This window comes from Halomonas sp. S3-1-1 (assembly GCF_023757625.1).
Classification (GTDB): domain Bacteria; phylum Pseudomonadota; class Gammaproteobacteria; order Pseudomonadales; family Halomonadaceae; genus Vreelandella.
Window position 1 is genome coordinate 848129 of sequence record NZ_JALGBZ010000002.1, and the last position, 14441, is coordinate 862569.

At 63.4% G+C, this 14441-nt stretch carries 13 protein-coding genes; 8 read left to right on the top strand and 5 right to left on the bottom strand.

The genetic code is table 11. The features are described from left to right. The first annotated feature begins 16 nt into the window (after window positions 1-16). A complete protein-coding gene (gene yegS / locus MQW23_RS08815) occupies window positions 17-976 on the top strand; it encodes a lipid kinase YegS (RefSeq protein WP_252107679.1) in 960 nt (319 codons plus the stop codon). A 61-nt stretch (window positions 977-1037) separates the two neighbouring features. Next, complete coding sequence (locus MQW23_RS08820; RefSeq protein WP_252107490.1) at window positions 1038-2579, top strand: hypothetical protein; 1542 nt, start codon at window positions 1038-1040, stop codon at window positions 2577-2579. A 73-nt stretch (window positions 2580-2652) separates the two neighbouring features. Here the strand turns inward: MQW23_RS08820 and MQW23_RS08825 are convergent, their stop codons facing one another. Then, window positions 2653-2856, bottom strand: coding sequence for a cold-shock protein (locus MQW23_RS08825; protein ID WP_252107491.1), 204 nt, complete (start codon window positions 2854-2856; stop codon window positions 2653-2655). A 132-nt stretch (window positions 2857-2988) separates the two neighbouring features. Between MQW23_RS08825 and MQW23_RS08830 the strand changes: the two genes are divergently transcribed. Next, window positions 2989-3657 (top strand): LysE family translocator, encoded by a 669-nt coding sequence (locus tag MQW23_RS08830; RefSeq protein ID WP_252107492.1) that lies wholly within the window; start codon window positions 2989-2991, stop codon window positions 3655-3657. A 30-nt stretch (window positions 3658-3687) separates the two neighbouring features. Here the strand turns inward: MQW23_RS08830 and MQW23_RS08835 are convergent, their stop codons facing one another. Next, window positions 3688-5652 (bottom strand): transglycosylase SLT domain-containing protein, encoded by a 1965-nt coding sequence (locus MQW23_RS08835; RefSeq protein WP_252107493.1) that lies wholly within the window; start codon window positions 5650-5652, stop codon window positions 3688-3690. A 135-nt stretch (window positions 5653-5787) separates the two neighbouring features. Between MQW23_RS08835 and MQW23_RS08840 the strand changes: the two genes are divergently transcribed. The 4 genes from MQW23_RS08840 (at window position 5788) to sixA (ending at window position 9824) form a co-directional block, all read left to right on the top strand. Then, window positions 5788-6120, top strand: coding sequence for a YkvA family protein (locus MQW23_RS08840; RefSeq protein WP_252107494.1), 333 nt, complete (start codon window positions 5788-5790; stop codon window positions 6118-6120). A 123-nt stretch (window positions 6121-6243) separates the two neighbouring features. After that, complete coding sequence (htpG, locus tag MQW23_RS08845) at window positions 6244-8148, top strand: molecular chaperone HtpG (RefSeq protein WP_252107495.1); 1905 nt, start codon at window positions 6244-6246, stop codon at window positions 8146-8148. A 136-nt stretch (window positions 8149-8284) separates the two neighbouring features. After that, window positions 8285-9355, top strand: coding sequence for an NAD(P)H-dependent glycerol-3-phosphate dehydrogenase (locus MQW23_RS08850; RefSeq protein ID WP_252107496.1), 1071 nt, complete (start codon window positions 8285-8287; stop codon window positions 9353-9355). Then, the gene (gene sixA / locus MQW23_RS08855; RefSeq protein ID WP_252107497.1) at window positions 9345-9824 is read left to right on the top strand and encodes a phosphohistidine phosphatase SixA; all 480 of its coding nucleotides are present in this window, start codon (window positions 9345-9347) and stop codon (window positions 9822-9824) included. Before MQW23_RS08850 ends, sixA begins: the two co-directional genes overlap by 11 nt. A gap of 76 nt (window positions 9825-9900) precedes the next feature. Here sixA and gatB read toward each other — a convergent pair whose 3' ends face one another. The 3 genes from gatB to gatC are packed head-to-tail and all read right to left on the bottom strand — an operon-like array spanning window position 9901 to window position 13161. Then, window positions 9901-11355 (bottom strand): Asp-tRNA(Asn)/Glu-tRNA(Gln) amidotransferase subunit GatB, encoded by a 1455-nt coding sequence (gene gatB, locus MQW23_RS08860; protein ID WP_252107498.1) that lies wholly within the window; start codon window positions 11353-11355, stop codon window positions 9901-9903. Next, window positions 11355-12815 carry an Asp-tRNA(Asn)/Glu-tRNA(Gln) amidotransferase subunit GatA gene (gene gatA / locus MQW23_RS08865; protein ID WP_252107499.1) on the bottom strand — a complete coding sequence of 487 codons (1461 nt, stop codon included), beginning with the start codon at window positions 12813-12815 and terminating at the stop codon, window positions 11355-11357. The genes gatB and gatA overlap by 1 nt, the downstream gene beginning before the upstream one ends. 58 nt (window positions 12816-12873) lie before the next feature. After that, on the bottom strand, window positions 12874-13161 hold the full coding sequence (gatC, locus tag MQW23_RS08870; protein ID WP_252107500.1) for an Asp-tRNA(Asn)/Glu-tRNA(Gln) amidotransferase subunit GatC: 288 nt from the start codon (window positions 13159-13161) through the stop codon (window positions 12874-12876). A gap of 238 nt (window positions 13162-13399) precedes the next feature. Between gatC and MQW23_RS08875 the strand changes: the two genes are divergently transcribed. Next, window positions 13400-14437: a rod shape-determining protein gene (locus MQW23_RS08875; protein ID WP_018915723.1), complete on the top strand. Its 1038-nt coding sequence runs from the start codon at window positions 13400-13402 to the stop codon at window positions 14435-14437. Window positions 14438-14441: the final 4 nt, after the last annotated feature.

Here is a 14441-nt window from a genome sequence, read left to right on the forward strand (position 1 = left end):
GGAAAGGAAACCGCCGGTGACAGACTCGCAAAAGCGTTACTTACTGATCGTGAACGGTAAATCCTCGGGTGATCCGTTGCTTCGCGAGGCGGTCGTAGCCGAGCGGAAGGCGGGAAAAGAGATCACGGTGCGCGCGACCTGGGAAGGCGGTGACGCCGCCGAGTTCGCCGAAAAAGCAGTAGAAGACGGTATGACCCACGTGATCGCCGCTGGCGGCGACGGTACGGTCAACGAGGTGGTCAACGGGCTGATGCGCGTGGCTCACGACCGCCGCCCGGCGCTGGGCATTGTGCCGATGGGCAGCGCCAACGACTTCGCCACCTCCGTGGGGTTGCCGCTGGAGCCGGGCCCGGCGCTGTCGGCAGCGCTCGCTTTTGACGCCTCACCGATCGACGTGGTGCGTATGACCGCCGGCCAGGGCAGCGAGGCGGAGGTCAGCTACTATATCAATATGACCACCGGCGGCTTCGGCGCCGAAATCACCTCGACCACGCCCAAGATGCTCAAGCGTATGCTCGGCGGCGGCGCCTACTCGCTGATGGGAGCGCTCAAGGCCTGGCGCCACCAGAGCTATCGCGGCACGCTCCACTGGCAGGAGCACGAGCAGAGCGAGTCGCTTCTACTGTTGGCGCTGGGCAACGGCCGACAGTCCGGCGGTGGCCAGGTGTTGGCTCCACGCGCCAGGCTCGACGACGGCCGCCTCGACGTGCTGCTGGTTAAGGATTTTTCGTCGGTATGGGAGCTGCCCACGCTAATCGGTGAGCTGCAGAACTTTCCTGCCGAAGGGCGCTACGTGCGCTACTTCACCGCGACGAAACTCTCGGTCACGACCAAAGCCGACGATGCGCCTTGGCCGCTGACGCTGGACGGCGAGGCCCGTCACCACGAGCGCTTTAGTGTCGAGGTCGTGCCGTTGGCGCTAAGCGTTTTGTTACCCGAGGGCTGCACATTGCTGGCCGCCAACGATCACCCCTGATAACCCATATTGAGCCTATCAATAGCGCCATCACGCATGGCCACCAAAGGAGAGTAGCCCGATGGTAAATCGCTTGTGGATTCCGCTGCTGGCAAGTTTGGCGCTCGTGCTGAGCGCCTGCGGTGATAGCCAGGAAGAGCCGACCGTCGAGCCGGAATCGACGGATAGCGCCGTCTCCGATGACGAGGTCATCGACAACGAAGAGGCACCCCAGGCCGCCGAGAACGCCGCCAACATGCCCGACCCCGGCGAAATGGAGGACGACGTCGAGGCGCGCCAGGCCGCCGAGGAGCTCGAACAGGCCGAGGCGCTCGACGCCGAAGGCGCCGAGCCAACGGTTGGCGAAGAGGTGCAGGCCGGCGAGGATACCCTGGCCGCTGACCCGGAAGAGGCGCTCAACGAAGAGAGCGCCATGCCCGGTGAAACTACCCGCTCCGATGTCGACGAGGTGATCGCCGAAACCGAGCGCCGCTTCGAGGAGGCTCAGCGCCAGCTCGAGCAGCAGTTCCAGGAAGTGGAAAACCAAACGCCGGAACTCGAGCCCATGGAGAGCGAAAGCTTCTCCAGCGACTGGGAAATCGACAGCAGCCTGTCCGAAAGCGAGCGCCAGGGCGAAAACCTGGATGCGACCGATGTCGATGCCATGATCGAAGATACCGAGCGGCGTTTCGAAGAGGCGCAGCAGCGCCTGAACGAGCAGTTTCAGGAGATGGAGCGCGAGCGCAGCGCCGGCGCAACGAGCGCCCCAACGTTGGGCAGTAGCGCCCGCCAGCCGGGTAGCGGCAACTCGATGCTCAGCACCGCAGCGATCGCCGGCGCCGCGGCGGTAGCTACCGCGCTCATCACCAACCGCGGCGGCGACGATAACGATGACGACGACCGACCCGCCGCGCAGCAAAGCGCGACTCAAGGCGAGGCTTCCGATCCGGATGTCGATTCGTCATCCAATGCCCCGATGAGCGACGGGGCAGAGAGCACCAACGCCGATGCCGCGTCTTCGAGCGAGTCGGCAAGCGATGCCGCCCAGCCCGAGCAGGCCGCGACTACTCAGCAATTGGCGGCCCCGGGCGGCGATGACGCTGCCAGCGCCGAAGCGTCAAGCGACGCCGCCCCGTCAAGCGAACGCGAGGCGAACGCGCCGGCACCTACTGAGCTGCCAGGCGCGGGTGAAACCAATACTGAGGCCAGTGCTGATACCCCCGCGGCGCAAACCGAACAAGCCGCGGCGGCCCCGGGTGGCACTACGGTTCAGGACGCCGCCGGTGAAGAGCAGGGTGACTCGAACGCGTCAAGCGACGACACGGCGCAAGCGCCTGCCAGTGACGAAGGCGCCGAGGCGACGCAAACTGCGGCCGAGAACGAAGAAGCCGCCGCCGCGCCGGGTGGCGAAAGCGTCGAGGAGGCTGACGCCGCCAGCGACGGAGCGTCGAACGACGAGCCCGCTAGTGAAGAGGGCGACAATGGCTCGAGTGCGGCGACAGAACAGCCCGGCGCGCTGGAATCAAATGAAGCCGACGAAATGGACGATGGAGAAACAAACGACGCCGAGGCGGAAGGTGACGAGCGCGAAAGCGAGCTTGAAGAGCCAAGCGCCGCGCAGTGATGCGGCGGCTCATGAACCGATGTTTAGGCAATAAAAAGGCCCGCAAGAGCGGGCCTTTCTCTTCGCGCGCCGATCAGGAAACGCGAATGTTGGAAGCCTGAAGGCCTTTTTTACCTTGCGTGACTTCAAAAGTGACTTTTTGACCGTCCTGCAGGGTCTTGAAGCCTTCAGCCTGAATTTCTGAGAAGTGTGCGAAAAGGTCGTCACCGCCGTCATCCGGGGAGATGAAGCCATAACCTTTCGTGTCGTTGAACCACTTGACGGTACCAGTTGCCATCTTTCGTTTCCTTAACGAGCTTTTAATAATTAGATAGGCTTCTTTAGAGCCTACAAAAATTACTGTAGAAGTAAAAAAACGGGTCGTCCAGTGACGACGCAAGGATTCTTTTAACGCAAAGAGCGCCGCTTTATGAGCCCTGTTACGCTGGTGGATACCCAGTTCATTCCCTTTCTGATCGCGATCACGCTGCTCTCGATCACCCCCGGCGTGGACACGCTGCTGGTGATTCGCAATACCGCCCGCGGCGGCGTGCGCGACGGCGTCGTCACCAGCCTTGCGATCTGCTGCGGGCTTTTTGTGCACGCCACGATTTCCGCGCTCGGTATCTCGCTGATCCTGCTGCAGTCCGCAATGGCGTTCAACCTGCTCAAGCTCGCCGGCGCCGGTTATCTGGTGTGGCTGGGTATCAGCAGCCTGCTGGCGGCAAAACGCGGCGTGGCGCTGCCCGTCGGGGCGTTTGATCAGCCGCGCTCGCCACCGCACTCGCAGGTAGGGCTGTGGAAGCCGATTCGCGAAGGGCTCTTGTCCAACGTGCTCAACCCCAAAACGGTGGTGTTCTATATGGCGTTTTTGCCGCAGTTCATCGCCCCCACCGAGCCCGCGCTTTTAAAGTCGCTGTGGCTCGCCGGCGTGCATTTCGTGATTGCGAACGTCTGGCAAATTGGCGTGGTGCTGCTGGTGGGAAGTGCTGGGCGGCTATTGGCCAGCGCCCGTTTTGCGCGGGTGCTCAATGCCACGACCGGGGCAGTGCTGGTGGTTTTCGGCCTGCGCCTGGCGCTCGAGCAGCGCCCGGTCTAACCGGGCGCTGAAGAACGGGGAAAGGTGCGGTTAGCGAAGCGTTAGCAAGGCGCGGTCGTAGCGCATCTGTTGCTCGTTATCGCTCAAGAGCGTCACGCCCTGGCTGTCGCCGCCCCGGGCCAGGCTTTCGAAAATCACCCGGTAGCTCAGCACCGCCTGAACGTAGTCGCGGGTTTCGCGAAACGGAATGCTCTCAACGAACAGGTCGAATGACTCCACGCCGCTGCCCAGCCACTGATCGACCCGGCCGGGGCCTGCATTGTAGGCCGCCGTCGCTGCCAAGCGGTTACCGCGGTAGCGGTCGAGCTTCTCGCGAATATAGGTGCTTCCCAGGCGAATATTGAGCTCCGGGTCGAGCACGCCATAAGGCCCCGGGTCGGCAAGGCCGAGCTGGCGGGCTACCTGGGCGGCGGTGCCCGGCATCAGCTGCATCAAGCCGCGAGCGCCGGCGGGCGAGAGCGCCACCGGGTTGTAGGCGCTTTCCCGGCGGGTGATCGCCATCAGCAGGTAAGGGTCGACCCCGTTCTGGTTGCCCCAGCGCATGAAACTTTCGCGGTAAGCCGGCGGGAAGCGCCAGTCCAGCGCGTCCCACATTTCCCCGGCGATGGTGGTTTGCACCAGCCGCGCGTACCACTGACGCTGGGCGGCGTAGTCCGCCAGCGCCCGGGCCTCCAGCGGCGTCGATGTGCGCGCCGCGTAAAGCCACTCGCTGTTGGCCAGCCCGTCTTCGCCGATGCGCAGCAGCGCCTCGGTGCGCTGTACCACCGGAAGGTTTGCGGTGCGCTCGCGCGAAACCTCGTCGAAGTAGCTGATCTCGTTGTTCAGCCGGTAGGGAATGCCGAGCTTTTCCGCGGCGGCGAAGCCGTAAAAGCTGCGATCCAGGGCTGCCTCGCGATAGCGCGCCTCGGCGGCATCACGATTACCCAGCTGCTCGTTGGCCCGGGCCAGCCAGTACTGCCAGCGGCTGCTCTCCTGCTGGGTCGGTGGCATCTGGGCGATCCAGCGCATGACGTCCTGCCACTGGCGATCCTCGAGCGCGCGGCGCACGCGAAGCTCGAGCACCCGCTCGCTGCCAAGCGACGGCAACACGCTGTCCACCCAGCCAAGCGCGCCGGGCACGCTTCGAACCAACGCGTAAAAGGCGAGCTCCTCTTCGATGACGCGCTGCGCCTCGCTATCGAGCGCCAGCCGGGGCGATAAATTCTGCCAGGCGCTCAGCGCGGCGGGCGTGTTTTCCTGAACATAGCGCTGCATGCCGGCCTGATAGAACGCCGCGCTCCCGGCGCACTGCGGCCCCAGGCACGCCGGCGCCTGAGCGATCATCGAGGCGCTGCGGTTGGTAGCCTCCACGGTGTCGATAGCGCTTTGCCACTGCCCGCCGAGCAGGCCGTTGAGATAGTTCGAGAGCCCGATATCGCCAGCCTGCCACGCCAGCATCTTGCGCTCCCATACCGCCTGGTCATCGATGGTGCCATCGGCGCGCAGGCGATTGAAGAGCGTGTCGCAGGCGTCGGGCTGGGAACTGCCGGTGCGCCAGAGATCGAGCCCCGCGGCGCGCGCTTCCATCGGCGCCCGGTCCAGCAGCGCCGTGTAGTAATAGCACTGGCGGGCGGTGCCGTCGGGCACGCCATCGGCGATAGCCAGCAGGTCGTTGTAGCGCCCGGCGTAGCCGTAGTTGGCGATCGCCTGGCCGCGCATCCACTCGGACAGCGGCGAATCGCTGTAGCGCTGGAGAAAAGCCTGCACCTCGCCGGAGGAGACGTTGGGAAGGCGCCCGCGCAGGCGGTGATACTCGACGTAGCCTTCGAGCACGTGGCCGGCGATGGCGCGTTCGTCGACGCGCTGCCACTGCTGCTCGCGGGCGGCGTTGAGTGCCGCGCTCATTTGGGCGTCCGTTGCCGCCAGACTCGGCGTGGCAACTCCCTGGGCGGCTAAACCGACGAGCGCGGCGACGCCCAGCGCTTTAAGGCGAAAACGTAATCGCAAAACCGGCATGGCTTCCTCTCTTTGAACGGGTGGCGCTGACTGCTAGGGCATTGAGCGTCTATAGTGGACCATAACGGCGCCGCTTGCCCCTACAATCAAAGGACGTGACGCGTTGATCTGCATTTTTAACAGGGATGGATACACATGGCACGATGGATGAAAGGGTGGTGGCTCGCACGCTTGAAAGGCCGCGTGGGGGCGTTTAAGCGTATCGCGCGGGCGTTGAAACTGTTCTTCCCCATGACCCGCGATGTTCTAAGCGGCCGGTACCGCCCGGTGCCCTGGTCGGCGTTTGGCATGATGGCGCTGGCGATTGGCTATCTGATCATGCCCTTCGATTTGATTCCGGATTTTCTCTTTCTCATCGGCGTCGTCGATGACGCGCTGATCATCGGCTGGCTTCTGGATCGCATCGACCGACGCCTGATCGGCTACCGGGCGTGGAAGTACGGCGACCCGGAGCCCGTGGACGCCTAGCCCTTGTTCGGTATCGGCGGGTTCTTGAAATCATCCGGCCTGGCCCCATATTGACCTTCACATAAACGTTCGCGCTGAGCAGAGCGCATTGGTAACGCAGCAACAGGCAATAGAGGGCTACGCATGAGCACGGCAACCCACGAAGAAACGCTTGGTTTTCAAACGGAAGTCAAACAGCTTCTAAACCTGATGATCAACTCCCTGTACTCCAACCGGGAGATCTTTCTCCGCGAGCTGATCTCCAACGCCGCGGATGCCTGCGACAAGCTTCGCTACGCCGCGCTCGACAGCGACGCGCTATACGAAGGCGACAGCGACCTGCGTATCGAAATCGAGCACGACGCCGCCGCCAACACCGTGACGCTGCGCGACAACGGCATCGGCATGAACCGCGACGACGTGATCTCGAATCTGGGTACCATCGCTCGCTCCGGCACCGCCGAGTTCATGCAGCAGCTCACCGGCGAGCAGCAAAAGGACGCCAAGCTGATCGGCCAGTTCGGCGTTGGCTTCTACTCCGGTTTCATCGTCGCCGATGAAGTGGTCGTGCGCACCCGCAAGGCGGGCAGCGAGAAAGGCGAAGGCGTCGAGTGGCGCTCCAAAGGCGAGGGCGAGTTCAGCGTTGCCGATCTCGAGCTCGACTTCCACGGCACCGAAATTACCCTGCACCTCAAGGAGGATGCCAAGGAGTACGCCGACGACTACCGCCTGAAAGGGCTGGTGCGCAAGTACTCGGACCATATCGAAGTGCCGGTGCGCATGCCCAAGGTCGAAACCGCCAAGGACGACGAAGGCAACGAGATCGAAGGCAGCGAAGTCACGACTTGGGAGACCATCAACGAAGCCACGGCGCTTTGGGTACGTCCGAAATCCGAGGTGAGTGAGGACGAGTACAAGGCGTTCTACAAGCACGTTGCCCACGATTTCAGCGACCCCTTGACCTGGAGCCACAACAAGGTCGAAGGCAAGCTCGAGTACACGAGCCTTCTATACGTGCCCGGCCGTGCGCCTTTCGACATGTTCGAGCGCGACGGTGCCCGCGGCGTGAAGCTATACGTGCAGCGCGTGTTCATCATGGACGACGCCGAGCAGTTTTTGCCGCTCTACCTGCGCTTCATCAAGGGCGTGCTGGATACCCGCGATCTGTCGCTCAACGTGTCGCGTGAAATTCTTCAGCAGGACCCGAAGGTCGAGAAGATCAAGGGCGCACTCACCAAGCGCGCGCTGGACATGCTCAAGAAGCTCTCCAAGGACAGCGAGCAGTACCAGACGTTCTGGAACACCTTCGGCAGCGTGTTGAAGGAAGGCCCGGGCGAAGATCCCTCCAACCGTGAAAACATCGCGGCACTGCTGCGCTTCGCCTCGACCCATACCGATACCGCCGCTCAGGATCAGTCGCTGGCTGGCTACATCGAGCGCATGAAGGAAGGCCAGCAGAAGATTTACTACGTGGTCGCCGATAGCTTCAACGCGGCGAAGAACAGCCCGCACCTCGAAATCTTCCGTAAGAAGGGCATCGAAGTGCTGCTGCTATCCGATCGCATCGACGAGTGGCTGATGAGCCATTTGACCGAGTTCGACGGCAAGTCGTTTGCCGACGTGGCCAAGGGCGAGCTCGATCTTGGCGATGTGGAAGACGAAGAGGAGAAGAAGGCTCAGGAAGAGACCGCCAAGTCGAAGGAGGAGCTGGTCAAGCGGGTGAAAGAAGCGCTGAGCGACGGCGTTCAGGAAGTGAAGATCACCCACCGCCTGACCGACTCCCCGGCCTGCGTGGTGCTGCCGGAGCACGAAATGGGCTACCAGATGCGCCGCATCATGGAAGCCGCCGGTCAGCCGATGCCCGAGGTGAAGCCGATTCTCGAGCTCAACCCGGATCACGCCCTGGTGGCGCGCCTGGAAGGTGCCGACGGCGAGCAGTTCACTCAGCTGGCGCACATTCTACTCGACCAGGCGATCATCGCCGAAGGCGGCCATCTTGATGACCCGGCAGCCTACGTCAAGCGGTTGAACAGCGTTCTTACCGCCTGATCGGCTTTCGCGTAACGCGGCCCGCCTTTTGGCGGGCCGTTTTTTTTAGCGGTTGAAAACAGGCCGTTATCCAACGTCCCGGTCAAAGTGATAAGTGATAAAGTAGCCGGATCGCCCGAAAGAGTAGGACAACGTCATGGCTTTGGAGCAGATCAAGGTTGCGGTGCTCGGCGGCGGAAGCTTCGGCACCGCGCTTGCCAGTATCGCCGCCGACAACGGTGCCCGCGTGTGTCAGTGGATGCGCGACGCGGCGCTGGTCGAGCAGATCAACACCGAGCACCGAAACGGGCGCTACCTGCCCGACTACGCGATCAACGAGGCGGTCACCGCCTCGACCAACATTCGTGAAACGGTCGAAGGCGCGGCGCTGGTGCTGGTCGCCATTCCCTCCAGCGCCTTTCGCCAGGTCGTTCGCCAGGCCAAACCGTGGCTCAAAAAAGAGCAAATCCTCGTCAGCACCACCAAGGGCATCGAGCAGGAAAGCTTTCTGCTAATGAGCCAAGTGCTGGAGGAGGAGACCGGCTCCGGTCATGTCGGCGTGATCGCCGGCCCCAATCTTGCCTCGGAAATTGCCGACAAGCAGCTGACCGCCACCGTGGTGGCAAGCCAGGACCCGCAGACCCGCACCCGCGTTCAGCAATTGCTGGGCTGCAGCTACTTTCGCGTTTACGCCAGCAACGACCGCCACGGTGTGGAGCTTGGCGGGGCGCTGAAAAACATTTACGCCATTTCTGCCGGGATGGCGGCTGCGCTTGGCATGGGCGAGAATACCCGCAGCATGCTGATGACACGGGCGCTGGCGGAAATGGGCCGCTTCGCCGTCGCCCAGGGGGCGAACCCGATGACCTTTCTGGGCCTGGCCGGCGTTGGTGATCTGATCGTGACCTGCTCGTCGAAGCTTTCGCGCAACTACCGCGTGGGCTTTGCCATGGGCGAAGGGCGCACGCTACAGGAGGCGATCGACGCGCTGGGCCAGGTAGCGGAAGGCGTCAACACGGTCAGGCTCGTGCGCGACAAGGCGCGGGAGATGAACGTCTACATGCCGCTTGCCGAAGGGCTCAACCGGGTGCTGTTCGAAGGCGTGGCGCCCAAGGAGATGGCCGGCATGCTGATGATGAACGAACACAGCAGCGACGTGGAGTTCGTGCTGCCCCGCGAGGCCGTCCATCAGGCCCATAGCGAAACCGGAGGCGACCATGGCCGGTGATAGCCGCCTTCTGATCATGCGCCACGGCGAAGCGGGGGTTGGGCGGGTCGATCACGCGCGCACGCTGACCGCGCGCGGCGAGCAGGAGGCGGCGCGCATGGCCGGCTGGCTCGCCGCTCAGAACGATTTGGGCACGGTCAGGCTCTGCGCGAGCCCCTACCGGCGCGCCCAGCAAACCGCGGCCGCGGTGAGCGACGCGCTCGGCGTGCCGGTCGAAACATTATCAAACATCACGCCCGACGATGCGCCGCGGGCGGTAAGCGACTGGCTGCTGGCGCAACCGGAAGGCGAGACGATCATGCTCGTGAGCCACATGCCGCTGGTCGGTGCGCTGTGCGGCTATCTAATCGAGGGGCGCGAAACCCGCGGCCCCGGCTTTGCCACCGGCGCACTCGCCGAGCTCGAGGCGCCGGTATGGGCGGCGGGGCTTGCAAGGCTTATTCGCTTGATTGAGCCTGCCCAGCTTTAGCGCGGCAGCGCCAGAGACCAAAACGGCGGCCCGAGGGCCGCCGTTTTAGCGTTACGCATTTGCCGCGCAAAAAGGATCAACGCAGCGCGTCGAGCTTCTCTTTTAGCAGACCGTTGACCTGCTGCGGGTTGGCGGTACCGCGCGAAGCCTTCATCACCTGACCGACGAAGTAGCCGATCATCTTGCCGCGCTTATCCGGCTCCGCGTCGCGGTATTGGGCGACCTGGGCCGGGTTCTCAGCGATCACTTCGTCGATCATCGCCTCGATGGCGCCGGTATCGGTCACCTGCTTCAGGCCCTTGGCTTCGATCACCTCGTCGGCGTCGCGCCCTTGGCCGTTCCACAGCGCCTGGAAGACCTCCTTGGCGGCCTTGCCGTTGATCGTGCCGTCGACCACGCGTTTGATGAGCTGACCCAGCTGCTGCGCCGACACCGGGCTTTGCACAACGCCCAGGTTTTCCCGATTGAGAGCCCCGGAGAGTTCGCCCTGAACCCAGTTGGCCGCCTGCTTGGCATCACCGCAGACCTGATGGGCTTCTTCGAAAAACTCCGCCATTTCGCGGCTCGCCGAGAGCACGTTGGCGTCGTACGCGGAAAGCCCCAGCTCGTTTTGAAAACGCGCGCGCTTGTCCGCGGGCAGTTCCGGCAGCTGGCCTTTCAGGTGGTCGAGATACGCTTGGTCGAGCACCACCGGTAATAGATCCGGGCAGGGGAAGTAGCGGTAGTCGTTGGCTTCCTCTTTGGTCCGCATGCTGCGCGTCTCGTCACGCTCCGGGTCGAACAGGCGCGTCTCCTGCACGACCTCGCCGCCGTCCTCGATCAGCTCGATCTGGCGCTCGACCTCGAAGGCGATGGCGCGCTCGACGAAGCGGAACGAGTTGACGTTCTTGATCTCGGCGCGGGTGCCAAACGCCTCCTGACCCTTGGGCCGTACGGAGACGTTGACGTCGCAGCGCATCGAGCCTTCCGCCATGTTGCCATCGGAAATGCCGAGATACGTGACGATCGAATGGATCGCCTTGAGATAGGCCGCGGCTTCCCTGGCGCTGCGCATGTCCGGCTCGGAGACGATCTCCAAAAGCGGAGTACCGGCGCGGTTCAGGTCGATGCCGGTCATGCCCTGGAAATCTTCGTGCAGCGACTTGCCCGCGTCCTCTTCCAGGTGCGCGTGGTGGATGCGGATGCGCTTGGTCACCTCGTCATCCAGGGTGATCTCGACCTCGCCCGGGCCCACGATGGGGTGATACATCTGGCTGGTCTGGTAACCCTTGGGCAGGTCCGGGTAGAAGTAGTTCTTGCGATCGAACACCGACACTTCGGGAATGCCGGCGTGCACGGCCAGGCCGAACTGAACGGCCATCGCCACGGCCTGCTCGTTGAGCACGGGAAGCGAGCCGGGCAGGCCCAAATCCACCGCGCTTGCCTGGGTGTTGGGTTCACTGCCGAACGCGGTCGACGCCCCGGAGAAGATCTTGGAGCGGGTGGCGAGCTGAACGTGAACCTCCAGCCCGATGACGGTTTCCCATTGCATTAGGCGTTCTCCTCGGCGAGTGCGGGACGTTGAAGGTGCCAGTCGGTGGCCTGCTGGAACTGGTGGGCCACGTTCAAAAGCTGCGCCTCGGCGAAGTGGGTACCAAGAATCTGAAGCCCGACCGGGCGGCCGTCGACGAAGCCTGCCGGCACGCTCATGCCGGGAATGCCGGCCAGGTTGACGGCGATGGTGTAGATGTCCTGCAGATACATCGACACCGGGTCCTTTTTCGCGCCCAGGTCAAACGCGGTGGTCGGCGCGGCCGGGCCCATCAACACGTCGACGTCTTCAAACGCATCGAGGAAATCCTGACGGATCAGGCGGCGAACTTTCTGCGCCTTGATGTAGTAGGCGTCGAAAAAGCCTTCCGAGAGCGTATGGGTGCCGATCAGAATGCGCCGCTTCACCTCTTCACCGAAGCCTTCGGCGCGGGTGCGGGTATAGAGATCGATCAGATCCTTCGGATCCTCGCAGCGGTGGCCAAAGCGCACGCCGTCATAGCGCGACAGATTCGACGAGGCTTCTGCCGGGGCGATGACGTAGTAGGCGGGAATGGCGTAGTGGGTGTGCGGCAGGCTCACCTCGCGCACGGTAGCACCCAGTGACTCGTACACCTTCACCGCCTCGCGCACCGCGCGCTCGACGTCGGCGTTCAGGCCCTCGCCAAAATACTCCTTCGGCAAGCCGATCTTGAGCCCGGAAAGCGGCGCATTGAGCTGCTCGGTGTAGTCCGGCACGCCGCGGGTGGCGCAGGTGGAGTCGCGCACGTCGTGGCCGGCGATGACGTTTAAAAGATGCGCGCAGTCGGAGGCCGAGCGCGCCATGGGGCCGGCCTGATCGAGGCTCGAGGCGTAAGCGATCATGCCAAAGCGCGAAACGCGCCCGTAGGTGGGCTTGAGGCCGGTAATGCCGCAAAACGCTGCGGGCTGGCGAATCGAGCCGCCGGTGTCGGTGCCGAGCGCGGCCGGTACCAGCCCTGCCGCGACCGCCGCCGCGCTGCCGCCGGAGCTTCCGCCGGGCACGGCCGTTAAATCCCAGGGGTTCTTCACCGGGCCGTAATGGCTGTTCTCGTTGGAAGAGCCCATGGCGAACTCATCCATATTGGTCTTGCCGAGGCTTACGGTGTGCGCGGCGCTGAGTTTCTCGACCACGGTCGCATCGTAAGGCGCTTCGAAGTTATCCAGCATTTTCGAGCCGCAGCTGGTTTTCACGCCTTTCGTGCAGAAGATGTCCTTGAGCGCCAGCGGAATACCGGCAAGCGCGTGGGTGTCGCCCGCGGCGCGCGCCTTGTCCGCAGCCTCGGCGCCGTTTAGCGCCTGCTCGGCGGTCACGCTGATAAAGCTGTTGAGCTTGCCGTCGAGCCGCTCGATCCGCTGTAGATAGTGGGCGGTGATCTCTCGGCTCGAGAGCTCGCCGCTTTTCAAGGCGGCCGCCAGCTGGGTTACGGTTTGATTATGCATGACCCAAAAGCTCCGTTCGGGGCGAATATGAAAAGTCGAAAGGGCGGGAGTGGTGGCCTCATTCCACCACGCGGGGCACCAGGTACAGGCCGTCTTCCACCGCCGGCGCGCAGCGCTGATACTCGTCGCGCTGATTGGTATCGGTGACCTCGTCGGCGCGCAGGCGCTGGGTGGCGTCGAGCGGATGCGCGAGTGGGGCGACGCCGTCGGTATTCACCTGCTGAAGCTGGTCGACCATGTCCAGAATTTGGCTGAGATCGTCCACAAAACGGCCGGCCTGGTCGTCGCTGATCGCCAGCCGCGCCAAGTGCGCGGCCCGGCGCACGTGAGATTCTTCAAGTGCCATGATCGCGGTTTCCTCACAAACGTAATGGAACGTATTTCGCGTTGGGCGGTATACGTACGGTCAACAGGACGTCGTCGGTCAGCAAAGCGCGATCGACGACGCCTATAAAATAGCCGCAAAAGGTACCACACAATCCGCACAACGGGCAGGGGAGCGACTCGTGCTTGCTGCCAAGGGGTTGCGGTGATACCGTTTGCATCCGCACAGGGTTCCCGGTCTGCACTAGGTAACAACATCCATGTTCAAACGCTTGAGGGGGCTGTTTTCCAGCGATCTGTCGATCGATCTGGGTACGGCCAACACACTGATTTATGTACGCGGTCGTGGCATCGTCCTGGACGAGCCTTCCGTTGTCGCCATTCGCCAATCGGGCAATATGCGAAGCGTCGCCTCCGTCGGCGCCGATGCCAAACGAATGCTGGGCCGCACGCCGGGCAACATCACTGCGATCCGTCCGATGAAGGACGGCGTCATCGCCGACTTCACCGTGACCGAGCAGATGCTCCAGCACTTCATTCGTAAAGTGCATCAAAGCACCTTTTTGACTCCCAGCCCCCGCGTTCTCGTGTGCGTGCCGTGCATGTCGACCCAGGTCGAGCGCCGCGCCATTCGTGAATCCGCCGAAGGCGCGGGCGCCCGCGAAGTATTTCTGATCGAAGAGCCGATGGCCGCCGCGATCGGCGCCGGGCTTCCCGTCGAGGAAGCGCAAGGCTCGATGGTCGTCGATATCGGCGGTGGTACCACTGAAATCGCGATCATCTCGCTCAACGGCGTGGTGTATTCGGAGTCCATCCGCGTGGGCGGTGACCGTTTCGACGAGGCGATCACCGCGTACGTGCGCCGCCACTACGGCAGCCTAATCGGTGAAGCCACCGCCGAGCGTATCAAGGAAGAGATCGGCTGCGCCTACCCCGGCGGTGAGCTGCGCGAGATCGACGTTCGCGGGCGCAACCTGGCCGAGGGTATTCCGCGAAGCTTCACGCTCAACTCCCACGAGATTCTCGAGGCGCTGCAGGAGACGCTGGGCTCGATCGTTGCCGCGGTCAAAAGCGCGCTCGAGCAGTCGCCGCCGGAGCTTGCCTCGGACATCGCCGAGCGCGGTCTGGTGTTGACCGGCGGTGGGGCACTCTTGCGCGATCTGGACAAGCTGATCGCCGAAGAGACGGGCCTTCCCGTCATCGTCGCTGAAGACCCGCTGACTTGCGTGGCGCGCGGCGGTGGTAAAGCGCTGGAAATGATCGATCAGCATACTTTTGAGCTGCTCTCGAGCGACTGATTCC